Below are 21,574 nucleotides of genomic sequence, written 5' to 3'. Positions count from 1 at the left end.
ACCTTTAGTATAATATATTTTGCTTCAATCTTTAAGCCAAGTTGACACTCAGTGCATTTTAATTTATTCCAAAAAAATGGCACATGCAGAAATTATCAATATAACCGATGACAGTTTTGAAAAAGCAGCACTTCAATCACCCATTCCTACTTTGGTTGATTTCTGGGCAGAATGGTGTGGCCCATGCTTAGCCATAGCTCCAATATTGGATGAATTAGCTGAAGAATACAAAGGTAAAGTTCGCATTTGTAAACTCAACACCAGTGATAATCAAGCTGTGCCCGTCAAATACGGCATACGAAGCATCCCAACCATGATTCTATTTAAAAATGGTGAAATCGTTGAACAAATTGTGGGAGCTGCCGGTGTAAAAGAAAAACTATCTGCAGCCTTCGATCAAGCCTTGGCTTAATAAACGTTTACTTTAATACTATAGCCTCTAAAGTATATTTTTTATGTTAGGGTGGCTAAGCAGTTTAAAATAGATATCGCCTTAGACTTACATTCATTAAAATACCTACACCAACAAAAGTTGTGAGCAGCGAGCTGCCACCGTAACTTAAAAAAGGTAAAGTCATACCTACAACCGGTAACATTCCTATTTCCATCCCAAGATTAATGATGGTCTGAGTTAACAGTAAGGCTGTGGTGCCCAATGCTAAAAACAGCCCAAAACTGTCTCTTGCATGCAAAGCAATTGAAAAGCCCAATACGCCAAGCGCTGTATACAAAGCAATGAGAAAAAAGGAACCTAAAAAACCAAACTCTTCTGCAAAATTTGAAAATACAAAATCTGTATGCTGCTTGGGCAAAAACTGTAATTTACTTTGCGTTCCCTTTAAATACCCTTTACCAAAAAATTGACCCGACCCAATGGCAATTTTAGATTGAATCACTTGATATCCCTTGCTTAAAGGGTACTTTTCAGGATTAAGAAAAGAAATCACCCTATCTTTCTGGTATGGACGCAATACATACTTCCATGCAATAGGCCCTGAAGCCAACATCAAGATGATGGTTGTTATAATTATTTTTTTCTCTACACCAACAAATAAGGTCATAATTACGCCTGAGCCGGCTAAAATCAACGCTGTTCCTAAATCTGGTTGTTTTAATACAAGCAAAAACGGTAACAGCATCAGCAGCAATGGCTTAACCAAATGAATAATCCCCATGGCCCCAAAATCACGTTTCTCAGAATAATACTTTGCCATAGTTAACACAATAGTAATTTTTGCTAATTCAGAAGGTTGGAAGGCAATGCCAGCAACCCTTATCCAACGTTGTGCACCTTGGGATGTCTTACCAAAAAACAAAACATACAATAAGATCAATATCGTCACAGTATAAATAGGATAAACATAACGACTCCATAAACGATAATCGAATAATGCGATACCGGCTGCAACCACTATGGATAGGACCGTCCAAATCACCTGACTTTTAAAATACTTTGCCGTACTCAAGCCCAAAGTTGCACTATAGAGATTAAACAATGAAATAATCAATAATGCCATCACTAAAGAGAACAAGCCCCAGTCAAAGCGTCCAGATTTACTCAAATATTTACTCATTGATATAGTACTCCTCATATGCATCCATCACTTGCCTTATAATCGGAGCTGCAACAGCTCCTCCGTGACCACCATGCTCAACAATAACTGCAGCAGCAACTTTAGGGTCTTGAGCTGGAGCATAAGCTACAAACCAAGCATGATCTTTTAACTGCTTTTTTGCTTTGAAGGAGACCACTTGTGCAGTTCCCGTTTTACCAGCAATTTCTATTTTACTGCTTCTTCCTCCCCAATAAGCCGTTCCACCCGGGGTATTGACCACCTCATACATTCCTTGCAGAATTATTTCCTGTATCTCGTTAGGCAGATCAACCTTTTTCTTTTCCACTTCTTGCTCAGACTTTTGATAGTCCAATGTGGGAGACACCAAGTAGCCTTTGACCAGTCCCCCAACCATTCTTGCCATTTGTAAGACGGATGTTTGCAAATAGCCCTGCCCTATAGCCACTGATAGTGTTTCACCGGCCACCCACGGTTGCTCATAAACTTTTTGTTTCCATTGTGAATCAGGAACCAAACCTTTGGCTTCAGATTGATATTGAATACCGGTCACTTGGCCAAGACCATACCTTCTTGCATATTCAGCAATTTTATCTATCCCAAGTCGTTTACCTACCTCATAAAAGTAAACATCACATGAGTGTTTGATTGCATTTTTTGCATCCATCCAGCCATGTCCCCCTCTATTCCAGCAGCGTTTAACTTCTCTACCCAAGCGATAATATCCTGGACAAAATATTTTTTCTTTAGGGTCAATAACTTTTTCTTGTAAAGCTGCATGAGCGGTAACCATTTTAAATGTTGAGCCAGGTGGGTAAACACCTTTTACAGCTCTATTGTACATTGGGTTTAAATTGTTTTTATTGATTTGTCGCCAATATTTTGTTGATACGCCTCTGGCAAACTCTTGTGGTTTAAAGCTTGGATAACTGAGCAAAGCTAAAATTTCACCTGTTTCTATGTTAAATAAAACAGCCGATCCTGAATCATGTTTTTCAAAAGCGTCTTCAAGAACTTTCTGCAAACGACTATCTATAGTTAACTTTACATCATCACCTGAAATGGGCTTTTGCTCTTGAAAAGACGGTAGTAAATCATAGGCTTTTTCATCACTTAACTCTCTACCCCTAGCATCTTCAACCACTGGCAAAGTTCCTTTTTTACCTTTTAAAACAGGCTCATATTTTTTTTCAATACCTGATACGCCCCAATAGTCCCCCAAGTCATACTTGCTATTATTATCACTATCTTGAAGATTTATTTTCTTCAGTTCCTTTTTTCCAATTTCGCCCAAATAACCTAAAATATGACTGGCTAAAACTCCATAAGGGTAGATTCTTGTTGGTTCATAACCAATACTGACACCATGCAATTCATATTGATGGGTAAGAACTTTACTCATCTGATCAAAATCAATATTGCGTTCAATCGTAATCTTAGACTGATATTTATTATGTGCAACTTTAGCTTTAATGATATCTTTTCTTTTATCCGACCATTGAAACACACCTGCTAAAAAATCTAATATTTGCTCCTTATCACTGTTGGCTATTTTTTGGGTATTGATCATTAAATCAAAAGATGGACTGCTTTTTGCTAAAATAACACCATTGCGATCGACAATCTTGCCACGTACAGCAGGAACTTTTTTTAATTCTATCCTATTGGCTTCTGAAAAAACTCGCCAACGCTTACCATTAAAAATCTGTAGATGCCAAACACGCGCTAAAATAATAAAAAACAAAAACGCAAATACAGCAATACATATATAAATTCGTATTTCAAAAAACTCTTTGCGATTATCCTCAGAAAGTTGCAATCAGACCCTCTCTTTGTTGAGCAAAAATAACATTTTGTTCTTGTAACTGAAGCTTTGATAATGTTTTTGCATCCAGCCAAATCATAATATTAAATATTATAGGCGCACATACCGCATACAATAAACACTGGCTTATCATCATAAAAAATGTTCCCGCTAGCATAGAGCTTTTCCTCTGAAATAATCCTCCTAACCAGTGCTCTAATAAAAACATAAGCAAACCTAAAATAAAACATAACACAAACTTTTGTCCATACCCTGAAATAAATATGCTCTGCCGAAAAACAAGACAAAGTAAAACCAATGCAATATATGCAAGGCTTAAACTGCTGCTCCATGCAATCCCAAAAGCGTTGGTTAAAGAAAATAAAAACAAGCTCCACAACATTGCTTCATAAGGCTTACGTGTAAAAGCCAAATAACTAGCAATAACAATAATTGTATTAAAATAAAAACTCATGAAAAATATTTTTACAAAAAACACATCTTGCATTAGCAGCGCAACTCTTGGCATGACTGATGTTTGAACAACCAACCCTAATAAAGATATACCTATGATAGCCAGTATATTTTTCATTCTTCGCTAACCACTATACCTACTTCTTCAATATGAAAATAGTCAACATAGGTTTTTACATACACATCTAAAAATAAATCATCATTTCTTTCTTGAACTTGTGAAACAAATCCTATGGGGAGGCCTTTTGGGTAAACATCATCCAGACCTGAGGTAATAAAAATATCTCCTACTTTTATATCTTCTGTTGCAGGAAAATATTCAGACTTAAGTTGATCAATTTTATAGCCTCTTAACAATGCTCGCCTACGAGTTCTTTGATTAATCACATCAACAACGCTGGTTTTATCAGAAAGAACCAGAATATCGCTGTGACGAATAGAGCTTTGTAAAACCAAACCCACTAAACCTTTGGAGTGAACAACTGGCATACCTTTTTCTACACCATAGGCACGCCCTTTTGCCAAACGAATCATCCGCTGATTGGGTGACGCCCCTAATGCCACTCTTCTTGCACCCAAAACGACATAATCTCTCAATGGCTGAATATTTAAAAGGGCTCGTAACCTTTCTGCCTCAAGTAACAATTCATCATTTTTTTTAATTTTAGCCTGTAAACGGTTAATTTTCTTCTTAAGCTCGTCATTTTGTTTTGCCGTTTGAGTAAGAAAAACATAGTATTTAAATGTTGAGCCTATCTTATCAACAATATGTTCCGCTGCTTTTTGCAACGGCAAACTGATAAAAACAATGCTTCTTTCTATAAAACCTAAACTTTGTTTTTTTTGTATACCAACAGAAATAATTTGAATACCCAAATAACTGACTAGGAAAATAGCAATAACAATTCTTAAGGGCTTATTCACTGAACTTTATCAAACGCTTGTTACCACTGCCATCAAACGATCATCATCTAACACTTTACCAGAACCAATAACAACTGAGGTTAAAGGGTCTTCAGCAATCATCACAGGTAAATTTGTTTCCTCACGTATCATGGCATCTATATTTTTTAATAATGCTCCACCCCCGGTTAACACAATACCCTTATCAACGATATCGGCAGCCAATTCAGGAGGAGTCTTTTCCAAAGCCAATTTAATGGAGTCTACAATCACTTTAAGACATTCTTTAAGTGCTTGCCTAATTTCTTCAGAAGAAATGCTCATTGTTTTAGGAATTCCTGAAACCAAATCTCTACCTTTAACTTCCATGGTTTCTTCTTCACCATCAATACAGTATGCTGATCCCAAAGTTAGTTTAACTTCTTCAGATGTCCTTGAACCCACTAAAATATTGTATTTGCGTTTCAAAAATTGGGTGATGGCTTCTTCCATTTTATCACCAGCCATTCTAACCGATTGAGAATAAACAATCCCAGAAAGAGAAATAACCGCAACCTCAGTGGTTCCACCACCAATATCAACAATCATATTTCCAGAAGGTTCAGTAATAGACAACCCAGCTCCTATCGCTGCTGCCATAGGTTCATCAATAAGATAAACTTCCCGAGCTCCAGCTGCTGCAGCTGACTCTTTCACAGCCCTGCGCTCTACATCCGTAATACCAAAAGGGACACAAATGATAATCCTTGGCCTTACCCAAGAGTTCCGATTATGCGCTCTTGCAATAAAGTGCTTTAGCATGGCACCAGTGATTTCAAAGTCTGCAATCACGCCATCTTTCATGGGTCTTACAGCCACAATTGAACCTGGAGTACGGCCTAACATCTCTTTGGCCTCTTTGCCAACCGCCACAACTTTTTTGCGCTTACGCCCATCCATCGATACAGCAACAACAGAAGGCTCATTGATAACGATACCTCGGCCTTTCATATAAACCAAGGTATTGGCTGTGCCTAAATCAATAGCTAAATCATTCGAAAAAAATCCTATAAACTGATCAAATACCACGTAGTTCACATACCAGAGACCATCGTTCTATCCAATAAATTAATGCATTTTGATGCATTCTTTTTCATAAAAACGGTGTTTTTTCCAACACTTATTGGTATACGAGTCATGGTCTATCGTGCAAAGTGGCTATTTAACCCTTCAAATCAATATATTTGGCAAAAGCCCTAAAAATAAGTTATATCTGGCCATTAAAGTTAACTGTCAATAACCATAAAGCCAAAACTGCTTTGGCACTAAATTTAAGGAGCTTTACACAATGTTACAATCCATGAGAGACGGTATGGTTTCACCTTTTGCTAAATTCTTACTTTTTATCCTTGCCGCAGCCATGGTCGGTTTTTATGGTTTTTCAGGTTCTTGCGGAGGTGCCATATCTGAAAACATCAGCGCCACAGTTGATGGTACCGAAATCAGCCAAGTCGAGCTTTCCAGAGCATTTCAAAATATGATGGCCTATCAGCAGAGTCAAGGTATGGATTTTAATAGCCTGCCTCCAGAAATGATTAACATGTTACAAAAACAAGTGTTGCAAGGTTTAATTCAACAAAAACTTCTGCTTAAACAAGCACGTGCATTGGGCATGACCATGCCTAAAAAAGCAATTAAAGAGAGCATTCAAAAACAATTTACCCAAGGTGGACAGAGCTTCAGCTTTGAACAATACAAAAATATTCTTGCACGCTTTGGACAAACCCCTGCTCAATTTGAAAAAGAGCAAGGGGAGAAAATCATGGTTAACAGTTTGTATCAAGCCATCAACGCTACAAGCAAAACACCTTTACATCTTTTAAAAGCCAACTACGCTATTGATCAAACCAAAGCAAAAGTAAGCTACATTAAGCTTAACAGTGAGATCCTTGAAAATAAACTGGATATTGAACAAGCCTCGCAAGAAAATCTCCAAAATTTTTATGAACAAAACAAAGAAAACTACCGTATTCCAGAACAACGGAGCTTTTCTTTATTTTGGCTTGATTTAAAAAACTTTTTACCTCAACCCAACAACGATGACCTTAACAAAACATTAAAGTCCGCCTACAGTCCAGAGCAAAGAGAAAAGCTTTCACAAGCCCGCTATCATGCTCGTCACATATTAATTAGCGGTGATAACAGCAAGAATAAAGCCCAAAAAATTTATCGTCGTCTACTAGCTGGAGCATCTTTTAGGTCTCTTGCAATGGCAGAAAGTGAAGACCCAGGTTCAAAAACTAAGGGGGGTGACTTAGGCTATTTTGCTGCCGACACCATGGTTCCAGAATTTAAGCAAGCCGTTGAATCATTAAAAGTGGGGCAAATCAGCGCTCCAGTAAAGTCATCTTTTGGCTACCACGTCATTGAACTTTTAGATAAAATCAAACCAGGCCCAAGTACTGTTGAACGTTTAAATAAAGAGCTCAGCTTTAAATGGCAATCTGTTGCTCTAGAACAAAAAAAATATAAGGACAGTGCTTTAGATGCTGCTAAAAAAGTTTTTGCTAAGCAGGCTACCGAACGTAACTATAAAAACATTAACCAAAATGACAACTTACCCCAAATCCCAGACAACAATGATACAAGTATCATTATGGGTAAGGTAATGAGTGCAAAGGTAAATGAAAAAACTGAAATGTTTACAGCGGCCTCTACCGATTACCTTTATCAGATCCAGTTAAATCAGGTCAATGAAAGCTATATTCCTAATTACAACACGCTTGCTAAAACCGTCAAAGCCGACTATTTGCAACAAGCTTATCAAAAAGCTTTTGCAACCCTGATTGCACAAAAAAACCAAGCACTTCTTAAACAAGAAATCACTGATTTACAAAGTTTAGCCAATGAACTGGATTTAAGCGTACAAACCAGCAATTGGTTTTCAGCCAAAGACGCCTCAAAACTAAATTCAGACCTGAGCCTAGACGATCTTAAACCTGCGCTTTCTATGCAAAAAAACACACTGTTTCCAAAAACCATTGTCAAAGGTAAAGATCACTACATTTTATCTGTTACCGATATCCAAACGCCAGATTGGAGTCAATTTGATACTACAGCCGCTGAAACTAACCGGCAAGACTCACAAAAGGTCAACCAATGGATTGATGCTTTAAAAGATAACGCAGAAATAGAAATAGCGCCAGAACTACAAGGCTCCTAAAATTCTTAGACTACTAAAGGGCTTCTAAAACAAAAAAAACAGAGGCCTTTTATTTTTTTACGATCAAACCTTTGCTCTTCATTTGAGTTGGAATATCAATATTCATCATCTGTAACACAGTTGGCGCAATATTACTTAGTGTACCAGAGGATTGTAATCTAATATCCTCTGCCCCATGTCCAATAACAATAAATGGTACTGGATTGAGCGTGTGCGCAGTATGGACATTGCCATTTGTATCTAGCATTTGTTCTATGTTTCCATGATCCGCTGTAACAAAAACTGTGTAGTTGTTTTGTAATGCTTGCTCAGCAATTCTCTGTAAACATTCATCTGTAGCTTGAACAGCTTTTAGCGCAGCATCAAAGTTACCGGTGTGGCCAACCATATCTGGCTGAGCATAATTTACCACAATCAAATGTTCTTGTGTTTGTTCAATTGCAGAACACAGATGATCTGTAACAATTGATGAATTCATTGCCGGCACTTCATCATAGGTTTTCACCTTTGGAGAAGGAACCAAATGTCGCCTTTCTTGATGATAAGGATCTTCTCGTCCTCCATTTAAAAAGAAGGTAACATGGGCATATTTTTCTGTCTCAGCAATACGAAACTGCTTTAAATGCTCATGTTCTATGGTTTCGCCTAGACACATATCAACTTTTTGTTCATCAAACATGACTGGAAAAGCAAAGCCTCTATTGTACCTAGTCATGGTAAACAATCTTTTAGGGTCAACAGTACCCGAAGCATTCGCGTCTAACCCCAGCTTTTTCAAGCATTGCTGCTGTACATTTTTCTCAGACAAAGCACTGCATATCTGCCGCATACGATCTGCACGAAAATTAAAACAGAAAATTGTATCATGCTCTTCAATTTTACCTTCAAAAACGGAGTCGTTGTTGATTATTTGACAAGGCTCAAAAAACTCATCGCCAACACCTTGAGCATAGGATTTATTGATTGCTTGAATAGGATCAACACAGGTTTTATTTTGACCTCGATCCAATAACACAGCCAAAGCCTTAGCTGTTCGCTCCCAACGTTGATCTCTATCCATGGCAAAAAAACGACCACTGATACTTGCCAGTTTGCCACCCCACTGAGCTAAGGTTTTTTTTACAATATCTATATAGTTTAGTGCAGAGTGCGGTGCTGTATCTCTCCCATCCAAAATAGCATGAAAAAAAACTTTTTTCATATCCACGCCTTGCTCATAAAGAATCTGTATAATATTGAGATAATGTTCTTGCGATGAGTGAACACACCCATCAGACAACAAACCCAACAAATGAATTTTTTGACCTGTTGCTTTGTGTTGCGTAACCATTGTTTGAAAAGTCTTACTTTGAGAAAATGTTTTATGCTCAAAAGTTTCATTGATACGGACCAAATCTTGTGCAATCACTCTACCTGCTCCAATATTCATATGACCCACTTCAGAGTTGCCCATGACACCTTCTGGCAAACCAACATGGCCACTCGAAGCCTGCAATAAAGTCATTGGATATTGTTTTAAAACCCGATCATAAAAAGGGGTATTGGCTTGAGCAATCGCATTACCTTTTATTTCATTGCGAACACCCCAACCATCTAGAATAACCAAAACTGTTTTGTTTACATTTTTTTTTGTCATGATAGTTTTCTTCTATGCTTTCTAATTCTTTTACTCCTACGCCAGCAAATGTATCCAAGCATAGTGCAAATGCAAATTCTTTTTTAAAAGGAGAAAAAGATATTACCTTAATTTGCATTCATGGGTTTACAGGTAGCAGCAGTGACTTTTCTATTGTTGCCTCTTATTTAAGTGACGAATTTAAAATCAATTGTCTTTCTCTTGGTTTGCCCGGACATACTGGAAAAATTTCAGACCTAAAAAACATACACTATCAAGACTGGTTACACTACATTGAAGACAATATTCAATCTTATATTAACAAAGGTCACGCTATTCATATCATGGGTTTATCCATGGGTGCTTCTTTGAGTATGATCATAGCAAATAAACTACACAATAAAATCAAATCCATAACTCTATTTTCTCCTGCACTTTGGACCTTGAACCGTATGAATGATTTTATACTGCATTGTTTAACAAAGTTGCCCCGATGTTTAATACCCAATATCAATATAAAAAAGAATAAAAAGCAGGATGAAGTTTTATTATTTGATGCTTATCCTTTACATAGCCTCACTGAATATAAAAAAGTCACTCTTTTGGCAGAAAAAGCTCTTGCAACCCTCAACTGTCCAAGCTTATTGGTTTATTCTGAGGATGATGATGTTATCTCTCCGCAATCAAGCCAGTTTATATACAAACACAGTAAAAATCCCCATAAAAAAATCATAAGGCTAAAGCATGCTGGGCATATAATCCCTAAGATACAAGATCAAGAACAACAACTACTGCTAAAAGAGCTTAAAGAATTTTATATGAATTTTTTTTGATGCCTGCGGCTTGAAATTTATTTTATTGACCTTTTTTTAATTCAAGCAGAACCAGTTTTGCAATTGATTTGAGCGTATCAAACACGCCCTGTCCTTCTATTGCAACTGCTTCAAACTCGGGGACCTTATAAAAGTTTAAATCTCTTCGCATTTGTTCTATGTCCATTGCCGATGGTAAGTCACGTTTATTGTATTGCATAACATGAGGAATGCTATCCAAGGATAAACCATTTTCTTTTAAATTGACTTTTAAGTTTTCAAATGACTCTATGTTGGCTTCTCTTCGTTCTTCTTGCGAGTCTGCCACAAAGACAACACCATCTGTTCTTTTTAAAACCTCTTTACGAGTTAAGTCATAAAAGACTTGTCCAGGCACAGTGTACAAATGAAACCGTGTTTTAAAGCCACGAATGGTTCCCAAAGATAAGGGTAAGAAATCAAAAAACAAAGTTCTTTCTGTTTCTGTAGCCAAAGAAATCATTTTTCCCTTAGCTTCAGGTTTGGTTTTCTTATGTATAAACTGAAGGTTGCTGGTTTTTCCGCCTAAACCAGGTCCATAATATACAATTTTACAGTTAATTTCTTTTGCGTAAGAATCTATATACATAATCTTTTAGTCACCAAATAATTGATCAATATCTTGATCTGAAATCTCCTCAAAAACAGACGCCACCGCTGACTTAGGATCTGCTTTACTGGCCAATTTATTAAACAAATCTCCCAACTCTCGACTAAACTTTTTCACACGCAGTCGAACCAAACCAAGACTTGAACTATCATCAAATAAAACCACCAATATCACTCTTTGGTCAATTAATGACAGATGAATATTATCTTTTTCACCTTCATGAAACACAATAGAAAACTCTTTTTCACCTAACAACTTTGCTATACCAGCAGTTGCTGCAAAATTACCAGCCGTTAAAGAGGCTAAGCCAATAGAATCAATTTCTTGCGTATTTCCAGTTGAGGCAATCAGCTGTCCATTTTTATCGACTAAAAAGCATGCTTTTGCATGCGCTTCTTTGTTCAAGTTTTCAATGATTGAAAAAATTTCAACCATTTCTTTCTCAAACACAACCATTGGAGAATTATCCATATCTGTATTTTTAGCAGCTTATGTTATGAAACACAAAGATTTTCATACTTTATAGCTTACAGCTTGCCACAAACATGCTTGTATTTAGCTCAGCAGTTTAAGGTGAGGGTTAAAAACAGTTCCCTAAGACATCGTTCGCAGCGAAAAAGCAAAAAAATCTCTTGAAGGTCTATGTTATTTGTATTGTCTTCTTTCAGCAATGGCTCTGCCCAAAGTAATTTGATCCGTATACTCTAAACTACTACCCATAGGAACGCCCATAGCAATTCTGCTGCTTTTAACCGCATATTGCTTGGATAGTTTGTTTGCCACATACAGAGCTGTTGCATCTCCTTCAACATCAGGGTTCATTGCTAGAATAACCTCTTGAATTAAACCTTTTTCAACCCTTTTAAACAACTGATCCATTTTAATCTGCTCTGGACCAATTCCTTCCAAAGGGGATAGACGCCCATGCAAAACATGATACACTCCCTGATATTGAGCGCTTTCCTCTATTGCAAAGATATCCGTTGGATTTTCCACAACACATACCAGAGTTTCATCTCTTTTTGGGTTTGAACATATTTGACAAACACTGTCATCACTATACGCATAACAAGATTCACATAAACGAATGCTTTGTTTAACTTTTAGCAGCGCTTGGGCAAAGTTTATGGTTTTTTCTTCTGGCAGCTTTAATAAATGCATGACCATGCGTTGCGCTGATTTTTGACCAATACTGGGCAGCTGACTGAAGGCTTTAACTGCCTCTTGGAAAGACTTGGGAATATAACTCATTTTATAATATTCACCTCGTCCACTTTGGCATCAAACAAGGTAAGCGTTTCTTGAACTTTTTTATCTTCAAGAACTGACTTTTCCGCCTGTGCTTGTTTGACTGAATGAGGCGTTTCATCCTGACGGGGCTCACCACTTTCACAAACATTCAATTGCAGTTTTTTTCCAAAAAGCGTCTCGCTCAAATCTTCCATGTATTGTTTGAACTCTTTTTCTTTTGCTCTTTCAATATAAAAAGAACCTTTCGGAAATTCCAATACAATAGCATGATCATCAATTTTATTCAGGTTGCTTTGCAACAAAATTGCTGCATAAGAGGGTTTATTTTTTTTGGTCACCTGCAATAGCTGATCCCACTTGGACTGAGGTGGATTGGCTTGGGCTTCTACTGGCTTTGGGGCCGCCTGTTCAACATCAAGATTTCTTTTTTCTGATGAATCTACTGGCTTTGCTTCTTGGACGATGGGTTGCTCAGATGGAGCTTTTGCATACGTTTGAGGCTGTCTTTGTTCCTTCATTTGCACACTTGGCTGTGTAGAACTTTTTTTAGCATTAATTTGCTCAAGTAAATCATCTACATTCACCCTGGGGACATATCGCGCAGCTTTAATCATGGTTACTTCAAGTAAGCGCTTGGCAAAATTACTGCGCCCCAACTCATTGATGGTGTTTTTAAATAAATCAAACCACCGTTCCAGCTCTTCTTCAGCAATGTCACCCGCCATGGTTTTAAGCCTTGTTAGTTCTTCTTCTGTAGCCCGCACTAAATGGTCAGCGCCACCGGCCTTAATGACCAACAAGTCACGTACTTTTTCAAGTAAATCTGTGAGATAGTTTTTTGGATCAACCCCAGTTTGAAATACTTTTTCAAGCACGTGTAAAACGCCTTCAACTGAATGTTCACTTAAACACTGCAAACTCTCATCTAAAATAGATTTGTGGGTTAAGCCCAAAATATCAATGACATCTTTTTCTAAAATGGTTTCATCCAAGCTGGAGATCAAGGCAATCACTTGGTCCAGCAAAGACAAGCCATCTCTAACACTCCCTGCAGCTTGTATAACCAACAAGTCCAGGGCTGCTGGCTCCATATTAACTTTTTCTTGCTGTAAAATAGTTTGCAAATGTTGTTTTAGATGTGTCTCAGCCACTTCTTTAAAATCAAAGCGTTGGCACCGGGAATGAATGGTGTCTGGAATTTTCTGCGGCTCGGTTGTGGCAAAAATAAACTTCACATGCGAAGGCGGTTCTTCCAAGGTTTTTAACAGGGCATTAAAAGCACTGGTCGAAAGCATATGCACTTCATCAATAATAAAAATTTTATACTTGGATTTAGACGGTGCGTATTGCACATTGTCTTTTAATTCACGGATATCATCCACGGAGGTGTTGGACGCACCATCGATTTCAATCACATCAATATTTTGACTGGCGGATATCTCTTTACAATTGGTGCACTGATTACAGGGATTGATATCTTGTGGATTCTCACAATTTAAAGCTTTAGCAACAATTCTGGCCGAAGTTGTTTTACCAACACCACGAGTTCCAGTAAACAACATGGCATGCGGCACACGATTGAGAGCAATGGCATTTTTTATGATTTTTACAATGGTTTCTTGTCCAACCAAATCATCAAAACTTTGTGGTCGCCATTTTCGCGCCAATACCACATAACTCATACAAGACTCTCCTTAAAGCACACCAAGAAATAAAGTGATCGCCAGAAAAAAGCGGCACCCAAAGAGGGCTCCGTGCCGCTGCTTCCTTCCGGACCTGACGGAATTGGGAGTCATTTGTCGCGCAAATTCCGGCGATCACCGCAGTGTATAACATTAAGATTCATTTTTTTAAAGGAGAAAAGCAGAAAATAAAGCAAAATCATTTACCGGCCCTTGGACACTTAGATTTTATTGACAGTATAAAAAAATATGGTAGAAAAGCATACTTCGCATAGCGGACAAAAAATAAAGTTGTTCGTATCCATATAATGGAGAGGTGGCCGACATACACATTCTTGTGAGCGAAGCGAGCTAGAAAGTGTTATGTTAAAGTTATCCCTTGTGAAGACACGTATACTTGCTCCATGCAAAACTAGGCATGGAAGCACAATGGAGAGGTGGCCGAGTGGCTTAAGGCACAGGTTTGCTAAATCTGCGTACGGGTTAAACTGTACCGGGGGTTCGAATCCCCCTCTCTCCGCCATAAAAATTTGATCCCGCTAGGGGTGGAATTTTTGTGTTCAGATGTTTGAGATTTGAATGCATATCCCGGGGTAGGAGGAACAAAAAGCACTGCTTTTTCTAAAACTACTTAATACAATTGGTTTGTCTTTTTGGCATGCTCTGTATACATGAGCGCTCTGTTCACAATAATTAAGCCCATTGTGCAAACTTGATTTAATCTGTGTTAATGTGAGTGCAATGACTTCACTTCGGGTCGAATTAAGGTTGAAGGTAGCGGTTGAATTGCTGGATTTTCTCTAGCAAACTCTTGACGCCTTAATTCTAACTCATGCTGATCTAAATCAACGATACACGCATCTCTACTGGTAAAAAATTCAGGTCTGTATTCAAAGTGCATGGTATCATGACGTTGCCAACGACCGCCCCAGATAAAACAGTACTTTTCAAACGTATCAATTATCTCTTTTGGATAACCCAAGTGACATCTTCCTCTATCTGGTGAAGCTCCTCTAGGATAATGCCACTTGTAATAACAGCCTTTGCCTCCTTGGCTATTTAAATCAATGGCAGCACCATAACTGTGCATACTTCTTTGATTGGTCCCTGCTATTTTTCTCCAATGAAACGTTCCTCCTATCGGGGTCAAATAGTCTTTGAATGCATTGTAATTATCCATAGCCAACAATTCATCTCTTATTTTCATCAACCTTTGATCAATGGCATTGGCTGTTGTTACTTTAATTTCTAAGCCAAACCAATCAATCTCTGTAATTTTTTCTTCAACTTCATCGTAGTTATGCCCATACATGGCCATGAAAAATTGATGATCTCTTAAAATTCCGGGGTTATGATAATCCGGGATCATTGAATCTTTATCAATGGCAAAGTAATCTTGACGGACGGTTCTTAACATACCTGCGGCTGCTATACGTTTACCAGATGCAAGTAAAAAACTCCCAACACTTTCATCAAACTGACCTGGAACATACTCTACTAGAATATCTGGATAGGCTTTCAAAAAAGATATTGCCTGCTCTGGTGTACGTTTGGCTTGCGCCCATGCTAGCCCGTCGCTTATCAAACACATCAATAGCAATAGTCTTGCATAATATTTCCCCCTAGAAACCATAGACACGTTCATACCTTATATTCTCAAACGATTTCAAGCATAATTTTTCTAAAGTCAACACAATACAGTTACATAAAAACAGAATACTTCTGTATTTTTTTACTGACTTCTTTTAAATATAGGGACAGGACTTTGACCTTGATGGACCTTTTTGAACAACTTACTAATCAACCGCGGAATGTGTTGCCTTATGATGGGACGGTTCATTATTACGGCCCCATCTTTGCTGCCGATGAAGCTCAACATTATTTTGATTGTTTAATGAAAGAGGTTTTTTGGCAGCATGATCAGGCCATTATTTATGGAAAAACAATCACTACCAAACGGAAAGTTGCTTGGTATGCGGATCAGGCATTTACTTATACCTATTCTAAGACAACCAAAACTGCTTTACCTTGGCTATCTGTTCTTCTTGAAATTAAATCGCATGTAGAAAAGATAAGTCAAGCACGCTACAATGCTTGTTTACTTAACCTATACCACGATGGTCAAGAAGGCATCAGTTGGCACAGTGATGCCGAAAAAGAACTGGTCGCAAAAGCCGCTATTGCCTCTTTAAGCTTTGGTGCTGAACGGAAGTTTTCTTTTAAACATAAAACAAACAAAGAAAAACGCTCTTGTCTTTTAGAAGCTGGCAGCTTATTGGTCATGAAAGATAAAACTCAAAGTCATTGGTCTCATAGTTTACCCACCACAAAAACAGTTTTAAAACCAAGAATTAATCTTACCTTTAGATTAATGCGCGGTTAAAAAGGTAATACAATTTGGCACCATTGCTGTTTAAGATCTTCAAGTCTTTGTGCACCAATGCTTAACAATTTAAGTGGTGTATTTAGGCTTTATGGCAGACTTGATATTGTTGTTGTCTTAATACTAAAAGCATTTTGTAAAAAAATATAAATACGCTCATCATTATGCTCTATCAACAAGCATCAATTGAAAAATATGATCTGCAATCAATTGATTCATCTGCTTGCAGTATCTAAATTAGTGCCTGGTAGTTGTATCAAGCAATTTACTGATAGCATTCCATTTTTTCATATCTGACGGGCTAACTAGGTTGAGAGCTTCACCTTGAGCTCCGGCTCTACCGGTTCTTCCAATTCGGTGGATATAGTCCTCTGGGCACTGAGGTAAATCAAAGTTAATCACGTGTTCAATATGTGAAATATCTAAGCCACGAGAAGCAATATCGGTAGCTACCAAAATACGATATTTTTTATTTCTAAATTCTTCAATAATACGATTACGTTTGTTTTGATTTAAATCACTATGAATCGCTTGCGAATGATGTCCCGCTCTTACAAGCTTTTGTGACATTCTTTCTGTATTATGTTTGGTTTTAACAAATACAATAATTGACCCTGTTCTATCTCTTAACTGTGCCAACAGCTTAGAGTATTTATCCATATCATTGGTTTTAATGGTATTTTGTTTTATGTTTTTAACTGCTGAACAACTTGCATTCACTTCAATACGCGCTGGATTTGTTAAATATTCATTGGCAATGTTGATAATATTTTTTGGAAGTGTTGCAGAGAACAAAAGCGTTTGACGTTTACGCGTTAGGTACTTCATAATATTTTTGATTTGAACCGAAAAACCAATGTCTAACATACGGTCTGTTTCATCTAAAACAAGAAAGTCCGTATCATGAAGCATTAATCCTCCACGATCTAAATGATCACTGATCCGCCCTGGTGTTCCAACAATTAACCGAGGACGTTTTTTTAACTGCTCTATTTGTTTGGGCATTGCTTCTCCACCAATAAGAAGCGATGTTTTAATTTTTGAATGGGCTCCTAACATAGTTTCTAGTTGCTCCATAATTTGGCTGGCAAGCTCGCGGGTTGGTGTCATAACCAATGCTGAGCCTCGTGAATTTGACATAAGCTTAGCCACAAGAGGAATACCAAAGGCACCAGTTTTTCCAGTGCCAGTTTGAGCAGAGCCTAGAATATCTTTGCCTAAAAGAGCAAGTGGTATTGCTTTATTTTGTATGGGTGTGGGTTTATTAAATTGCATCTTTTGTAATGTATTAACTAAAGCTTGCGGAAGCTTCATATCTTGAAATGTATTCATTATTTTTCCTTAATTTATAATCGTTGTATTGAGTTGCAAACTTAGCAAGCTCAAACGCTTTTTTTTAACGGTGTATACTGCAGTTTAGAGTTTCAAACTTTCTATAGCTGAATGTGGATCGCAGAAATATCGCCTTGATCGGATTTTATTTTGTATGTAACTTTTTGCCCTTTGTAAATTTGGCGTTGATCAAGACTGGAAAAAACTTTATTGATCTTAAAAAAAATATCTTTTTTTATATTATTCTTATTAGGTCTAATAAAACCATAATCTTTTATTGTACTTATCCAACGAATTGTTCCTTCAAATATCATTAACGTGCTACCCATCTGTATTAAAATTTGAGCTTACATAAAATTAAGCAGCACCATGCTGCTGTATAAACTCTCTTATTTAAATACCTGGTATCAAAAAGTGTTAAGATAATTCTTAGATGACTTTTAAAGAAAGTGCACTGTGTATACTGTTCAGTGCTTGTAAAACTTGTCAAGACAATACCTTATACAAACAACAAAGGAAAGTGAATACTGAACACGGCTTTTTCAAACCCAAGTTTGTTTGCAAGCTGTGAGTATCAATTCAACTGAGTTAAGATATCTATCCTTTAATCCACGACCTTTTTAACAAACTCAGACTTTAAAGCCATAGAGCCAATGCCAGGAATTTTACAATTGATGTCATGATCACCATCAACCAGACTGATATTTTTGACTTTGGTTCCCACTTTTACCACCAAAGATGAACCCTTCACTTTTAAATCTTTGATCACGGTTACTGTGTCACCATCATGCAGTGGGGTGCCGTTGGCATCTTTCACACTGTTTTTGGAGTCATTTTTAACTTCAGATGTACGCACAGACCATTCATGTGCGCACTCAGGACAAATTAAAAGATGACCATCTTCATAAGCAAACTCAGACTGACACTGAGGACAGTTAGGAAGCTTACTCATGATTTAAACTGCTCATATCAATAACAAAGCGATGCGCAACATCACCCTTGTTTAAATGAGCAAAGGCGTTATTGATTTCTTCGGCAGTAATGATTTGGCACTCTGGATGAATGTTATGTTCAGCACAAAAATCAAGTACCTCTTGCGTTTGCTTGACTCCACCAATCAAAGATCCAGCCACTCTTCTTCTACCTAAAATTAAAGGCATCGTTACAGGCTCTTCCAAGGGGCCCACTTGTCCAACAATCACCAAAGAACCATCCACATCTAATAATGGTAAGTAGTGACTGACATCATGCTTAACCGGTACCGTATCAATAATCAAATCTAGGGACGACATAGCTTTTAGCATTGCTTCTTCATCCGTTGAAGCTATCATAGCTTTAGCACCAATGCTTTTAGCTTGTTCTTCTTTACTTTTTGAACGACTGATCACCGTTACATCTGCGCCCATGGCCACAGCAAGTTTAACGGCCATATGGCCGAGACCACCTAAGCCTATGACACCCACGCGTGTTCCTTGACCTACATTCCATTTTTTAAGCGGTGAATAGGTGGTAATCCCTGCACATAAAATGGGGGCCGCTTTTGATAAACCCAATTGCTCAGGAACATTCAAAACAAATTCTTCACGCACCACAATATGTTTTGAATAACCGCCCTGGGTTGTTTCACCCGATACACGATCAGGCGAACCATAAGTACCTGTCATCCCATGCCTACAAAACTGTTCTTCACCGTGTTGATTGCATTGGTCACAATCTTGACAGCTATCCACCATGCAACCCACGGCCACATTCTGACCCACAGTATAATGTTTAACCTCAGGCCCCACTTCAATCACTTTGCCCACAATTTCATGTCCGGGCACCAATGGGTACGGCTGTTCTCCCCAGTCACCATTAACCGTATGCAAATCTGAATGACAAATACCGCTGTATAAAATTTCTATGGCCACATCGTTGGCTCTTAAATCTCTGCGTTCAAAATGGTAGGGACTCATATGAGCATCTGTACCACGAGCAGCATATCCTATAGTTTTCATATTTAACTCCTTAAATTGGGGATTTTATTTTTCTGCAGGGAGATCATTGCACAGCCTAATTATTTAGCCAAGTATTTGATGCGATCCACTTTTAACTCAAATTTTTAAGATACTGATCTGCGTCTCTCCAGTTTGGCATCACTTTATCTAGCAACTGATAAAAACATTGACCATGACTAAAATACTGTATGTGGCATAACTCATGATAAATGACGCTTTTTAAACAGATCTCAGGCAAGTGCAGTAGTTTTAAATTTAAAGTAACCTTATGCTTTTTTTTACTGTAATTGCCCCATTGCCGCTTCATATTTTTAATATTCCATTGTGGATAAGTCGTATCATAATGGTTTTTAAAGTGAGTAAAACAGTTTTGCAAATAAGGCTCAAACATAGCCTTGGATAGTTCTAATAAGGTTTTATCAAAATAAGTTCTTTGGTTTTTTTCCTCAACTCGCTGTGAGCAATAAAAAATAAGCTGTTGTCCACTAAGTTTTATTTTGGTTTGTTTTGCAGGAACCACCAGTAAAACGTAGTTTTTTCCAAGTATAGGAATTTCCTGACCACTTTCAATTTGACTCGTATACAAATAGGCATGCTTGGCTAGCTGTATTTTTCTTTGCTCTATCCATTGCTGATGTCTAGCAACAAACTGATCAATGAATGCTCGAGACATTTTTAACGGCGCTCTGACCTCCACTGTTTGATCCGGTAAGACATGCAAAGATACCGTTTTCCTTTTTTTACGAATTAGAACATAATCGAAAGCCTGTGGCAGTTCTAAACCCTTGGCTTGATGTTTTGCAAAAAAATTTAACTCTAATTGTTCAAACATTTTATTTAAATTGTTCTAGCCCATGCTAGAGCAATTTACCAGCCCAATAAATAAGCAAAGATCAATGGTGCTACAATGGTGGCATCACTTTCAATGACAAACTTGGGTGTATCAATATCCAACTTTCCCCAAGTAATTTTTTCATTGGGTACTGCACCAGAATAAGATCCATAGCTTGTGGTAGAATCTGAAATTTGACAAAAATAACTCCAAAATGGAATGTCATCCATTTCATTATCTTGAAACAACATGGGCACCACACATATGGGAAAATCTCCAGCAATTCCCCCACCAATTTGAAAGAAACCAACACCTGCACCCTCTTTATTTTTTAAATACCAGTCCGCCAAATCAACCATGTATTCAATGCCTGACTTTATGGTTGATGCTTTCAACTCATTTTTAATGACATAGGAGGCAAAAATATTGCCCATGGTAGAGTCTTCCCAACCGGGAACCACCATACGGAGATTTTTTTCTGCCGCCGCCAACATCCATGAGTTCTTGGGATCAATCTCATAGTACTGCTCTAACTCTCCATTGAGTAAAACTTGATACATGTATTCATGGGGAAAAAAACGTTCCCCTTTTGACTCAGCTTCCTGCCAAACGTTAAAAATATGTTTTTGTAAACGCCTAAAAGCTTCCTCTTCTGGGATACAAGTATCGGTTACCCTATTAAGCCCTTGATCAAACAATTTCTTTTCATCTTGCCCCGATAAATCTCTATAATTGGGCACTCTTCTGTAATGCGTATGAGCAACCAAATTCATCAAGTCTTCTTCTAAATTTGCCCCAGTACAAGAAATAAAAGCAACCTTGTCTTGCCGGATCATCTCTGCCAGAGACATGCCTATTTCTGCCGTACTCATGGCTCCAGCCAAAGTCACCATCATCTTGCCATTATTGCTTAAATGATTTTGATAGCCTTGAGCTGCATCAACCAAGGCTGCAGCATTAAAATGTTTAAAATGCTGTTGAATAAATTCTGTAACGGGTCTTGTTCTCATTTGACGTGTATATCCCTAAATTTAAAAATATGCTCTTAAAATAAGTAAAATAAT

The 21,574-nt window shown here is 37.7% G+C and carries 20 protein-coding genes, 1 tRNA gene and 1 other RNA gene; 5 read left to right on the top strand and 17 right to left on the bottom strand.

The window, feature by feature from the left end; genetic code table 11:
• Positions 1-76: 76 nt before the first annotated feature.
• Positions 77-412, top strand: a complete 336-nt coding sequence (trxA, locus tag MRY82_04140; protein ID MCI5072119.1) for a thioredoxin — start codon at positions 77-79, stop codon at positions 410-412.
• A 64-nt stretch (positions 413-476) separates the two neighbouring features.
• Here the strand turns inward: trxA and rodA are convergent, their stop codons facing one another.
• Genes rodA through MRY82_04115 form a run of 5 tightly spaced genes read right to left on the bottom strand, consistent with a single transcriptional unit; the run spans position 477 to position 5,745 of the window.
• Positions 477-1,574, bottom strand: a complete 1,098-nt coding sequence (rodA, locus tag MRY82_04135; protein ID MCI5072118.1) for a rod shape-determining protein RodA — start codon at positions 1,572-1,574, stop codon at positions 477-479.
• Positions 1,567-3,393: a penicillin-binding protein 2 gene (gene mrdA, locus MRY82_04130; protein MCI5072117.1), complete on the bottom strand. Its 1,827-nt coding sequence runs from the start codon at positions 3,391-3,393 to the stop codon at positions 1,567-1,569. The genes rodA and mrdA overlap by 8 nt, the downstream gene beginning before the upstream one ends.
• The gene (locus MRY82_04125; protein ID MCI5072116.1) at positions 3,380-3,970 is read right to left on the bottom strand and encodes a hypothetical protein; all 591 of its coding nucleotides are present in this window, start codon (positions 3,968-3,970) and stop codon (positions 3,380-3,382) included. The genes mrdA and MRY82_04125 overlap by 14 nt, the downstream gene beginning before the upstream one ends.
• The gene (mreC, locus tag MRY82_04120; protein MCI5072115.1) at positions 3,967-4,776 is read right to left on the bottom strand and encodes a rod shape-determining protein MreC; all 810 of its coding nucleotides are present in this window, start codon (positions 4,774-4,776) and stop codon (positions 3,967-3,969) included. Before mreC ends, MRY82_04125 begins: the two co-directional genes overlap by 4 nt.
• A 9-nt stretch (positions 4,777-4,785) precedes the next feature.
• Positions 4,786-5,745, bottom strand: a complete 960-nt coding sequence (locus MRY82_04115) for a rod shape-determining protein (protein MCI5072114.1) — start codon at positions 5,743-5,745, stop codon at positions 4,786-4,788.
• Between the two features lie 337 nt (positions 5,746-6,082).
• Between MRY82_04115 and MRY82_04110 the strand changes: the two genes are divergently transcribed.
• Positions 6,083-7,957 (top strand): SurA N-terminal domain-containing protein, encoded by a 1,875-nt coding sequence (locus tag MRY82_04110; protein ID MCI5072113.1) that lies wholly within the window; start codon positions 6,083-6,085, stop codon positions 7,955-7,957.
• Between the two features lie 49 nt (positions 7,958-8,006).
• On the opposite strand, the gene gpmI is transcribed toward MRY82_04110, so the two are convergent.
• Positions 8,007-9,593 (bottom strand): 2,3-bisphosphoglycerate-independent phosphoglycerate mutase, encoded by a 1,587-nt coding sequence (gene gpmI / locus MRY82_04105; GenBank protein MCI5072112.1) that lies wholly within the window; start codon positions 9,591-9,593, stop codon positions 8,007-8,009.
• 14 nt (positions 9,594-9,607) lie between these two features.
• Here gpmI and MRY82_04100 point away from each other — a divergent pair, with 14 nt between their 5' ends.
• Complete coding sequence (locus MRY82_04100) at positions 9,608-10,405, top strand: alpha/beta fold hydrolase (GenBank protein MCI5072111.1); 798 nt, start codon at positions 9,608-9,610, stop codon at positions 10,403-10,405.
• A 22-nt stretch (positions 10,406-10,427) separates the two neighbouring features.
• On the opposite strand, the gene MRY82_04095 is transcribed toward MRY82_04100, so the two are convergent.
• The 5 genes from MRY82_04095 to ffs form a co-directional block, all read right to left on the bottom strand.
• Positions 10,428-11,015, bottom strand: a complete 588-nt coding sequence (locus MRY82_04095) for a GTPase domain-containing protein (GenBank protein MCI5072110.1) — start codon at positions 11,013-11,015, stop codon at positions 10,428-10,430.
• A gap of 3 nt (positions 11,016-11,018) precedes the next feature.
• Positions 11,019-11,504, bottom strand: a complete 486-nt coding sequence (locus MRY82_04090) for a roadblock/LC7 domain-containing protein (protein MCI5072109.1) — start codon at positions 11,502-11,504, stop codon at positions 11,019-11,021.
• A 174-nt stretch (positions 11,505-11,678) separates the two neighbouring features.
• The gene (gene recR / locus MRY82_04085; GenBank protein ID MCI5072108.1) at positions 11,679-12,284 is read right to left on the bottom strand and encodes a recombination mediator RecR; all 606 of its coding nucleotides are present in this window, start codon (positions 12,282-12,284) and stop codon (positions 11,679-11,681) included.
• The gene (dnaX, locus tag MRY82_04080; GenBank protein MCI5072107.1) at positions 12,281-13,966 is read right to left on the bottom strand and encodes a DNA polymerase III subunit gamma/tau; all 1,686 of its coding nucleotides are present in this window, start codon (positions 13,964-13,966) and stop codon (positions 12,281-12,283) included. The genes recR and dnaX overlap by 4 nt, the downstream gene beginning before the upstream one ends.
• Before the next feature lie 36 nt (positions 13,967-14,002).
• An RNA gene (ffs, locus tag MRY82_04075) (signal recognition particle sRNA small type) lies at positions 14,003-14,100 on the bottom strand.
• Positions 14,101-14,397: 297 nt separating this feature from the next.
• Between ffs and MRY82_04070 the strand changes: the two genes are divergently transcribed.
• Positions 14,398-14,489, top strand: a tRNA-Ser gene (locus MRY82_04070).
• Between the two features lie 204 nt (positions 14,490-14,693).
• On the opposite strand, the gene MRY82_04065 is transcribed toward MRY82_04070, so the two are convergent.
• Positions 14,694-15,611, bottom strand: coding sequence for a M15 family metallopeptidase (locus MRY82_04065; protein MCI5072106.1), 918 nt, complete (start codon positions 15,609-15,611; stop codon positions 14,694-14,696).
• A 129-nt stretch (positions 15,612-15,740) separates the two neighbouring features.
• Here MRY82_04065 and MRY82_04060 point away from each other — a divergent pair, with 129 nt between their 5' ends.
• Positions 15,741-16,349: an alpha-ketoglutarate-dependent dioxygenase AlkB gene (locus MRY82_04060; protein ID MCI5072105.1), complete on the top strand. Its 609-nt coding sequence runs from the start codon at positions 15,741-15,743 to the stop codon at positions 16,347-16,349.
• A 237-nt stretch (positions 16,350-16,586) separates the two neighbouring features.
• Here the strand turns inward: MRY82_04060 and MRY82_04055 are convergent, their stop codons facing one another.
• The 5 genes from MRY82_04055 to MRY82_04035 all read right to left on the bottom strand — a co-directional run bounded on the left by MRY82_04055 (position 16,587) and on the right by MRY82_04035 (position 21,520).
• Complete coding sequence (locus MRY82_04055; GenBank protein MCI5072104.1) at positions 16,587-17,681, bottom strand: DEAD/DEAH box helicase; 1,095 nt, start codon at positions 17,679-17,681, stop codon at positions 16,587-16,589.
• A 604-nt stretch (positions 17,682-18,285) separates the two neighbouring features.
• Positions 18,286-18,633 (bottom strand): alkylphosphonate utilization protein, encoded by a 348-nt coding sequence (locus MRY82_04050; protein ID MCI5072103.1) that lies wholly within the window; start codon positions 18,631-18,633, stop codon positions 18,286-18,288.
• Positions 18,626-19,678 carry an NAD(P)-dependent alcohol dehydrogenase gene (locus MRY82_04045; GenBank protein ID MCI5072102.1) on the bottom strand — a complete coding sequence of 351 codons (1,053 nt, stop codon included), beginning with the start codon at positions 19,676-19,678 and terminating at the stop codon, positions 18,626-18,628. Before MRY82_04045 ends, MRY82_04050 begins: the two co-directional genes overlap by 8 nt.
• Positions 19,679-19,769: 91 nt before the next feature.
• Complete coding sequence (locus tag MRY82_04040) at positions 19,770-20,510, bottom strand: M48 family metallopeptidase (protein MCI5072101.1); 741 nt, start codon at positions 20,508-20,510, stop codon at positions 19,770-19,772.
• 35 nt (positions 20,511-20,545) lie between these two features.
• Entirely contained in the window at positions 20,546-21,520 is a 975-nt protein-coding gene (locus MRY82_04035) for a deoxyhypusine synthase family protein (GenBank protein MCI5072100.1), read from the bottom strand.
• Positions 21,521-21,574: the final 54 nt, after the last annotated feature.

This window comes from bacterium, from assembly GCA_022763185.1.
Classification (GTDB): Bacteria; Bdellovibrionota_G; JALEGL01; order JALEGL01; family JALEGL01; genus JALEGL01.
Note: the sequence above shows the minus strand (reverse complement) of the source record. Positions and strands in the feature narration are given on the sequence as shown.

Coding starts and splice junctions, on each gene's coding strand:
- trxA (MCI5072119.1), top strand. CDS start 77: ATGGCACATGCAGAAATTATCAATATAACCGATGACAGTTTTGAAAAA.
- rodA (MCI5072118.1), bottom strand. CDS start 1,574: ATGAGTAAATATTTGAGTAAATCTGGACGCTTTGACTGGGGCTTGTTC.
- MRY82_04125 (MCI5072116.1), bottom strand. CDS start 3,970: ATGAAAAATATACTGGCTATCATAGGTATATCTTTATTAGGGTTGGTT.
- MRY82_04115 (MCI5072114.1), bottom strand. CDS start 5,745: ATGAAAGGCCGAGGTATCGTTATCAATGAGCCTTCTGTTGTTGCTGTA.
- MRY82_04110 (MCI5072113.1), top strand. CDS start 6,083: ATGTTACAATCCATGAGAGACGGTATGGTTTCACCTTTTGCTAAATTC.
- gpmI (MCI5072112.1), bottom strand. CDS start 9,593: ATGACAAAAAAAAATGTAAACAAAACAGTTTTGGTTATTCTAGATGGT.
- MRY82_04100 (MCI5072111.1), top strand. CDS start 9,608: ATGCTTTCTAATTCTTTTACTCCTACGCCAGCAAATGTATCCAAGCAT.
- MRY82_04090 (MCI5072109.1), bottom strand. CDS start 11,504: ATGGATAATTCTCCAATGGTTGTGTTTGAGAAAGAAATGGTTGAAATT.
- recR (MCI5072108.1), bottom strand. CDS start 12,284: ATGAGTTATATTCCCAAGTCTTTCCAAGAGGCAGTTAAAGCCTTCAGT.
- dnaX (MCI5072107.1), bottom strand. CDS start 13,966: ATGAGTTATGTGGTATTGGCGCGAAAATGGCGACCACAAAGTTTTGAT.
- MRY82_04065 (MCI5072106.1), bottom strand. CDS start 15,611: ATGAACGTGTCTATGGTTTCTAGGGGGAAATATTATGCAAGACTATTG.
- MRY82_04060 (MCI5072105.1), top strand. CDS start 15,741: ATGGACCTTTTTGAACAACTTACTAATCAACCGCGGAATGTGTTGCCT.
- MRY82_04055 (MCI5072104.1), bottom strand. CDS start 17,681: ATGAATACATTTCAAGATATGAAGCTTCCGCAAGCTTTAGTTAATACA.
- MRY82_04050 (MCI5072103.1), bottom strand. CDS start 18,633: ATGAGTAAGCTTCCTAACTGTCCTCAGTGTCAGTCTGAGTTTGCTTAT.
- MRY82_04045 (MCI5072102.1), bottom strand. CDS start 19,678: ATGAAAACTATAGGATATGCTGCTCGTGGTACAGATGCTCATATGAGT.
- MRY82_04040 (MCI5072101.1), bottom strand. CDS start 20,510: ATGTTTGAACAATTAGAGTTAAATTTTTTTGCAAAACATCAAGCCAAG.
- MRY82_04035 (MCI5072100.1), bottom strand. CDS start 21,520: ATGAGAACAAGACCCGTTACAGAATTTATTCAACAGCATTTTAAACAT.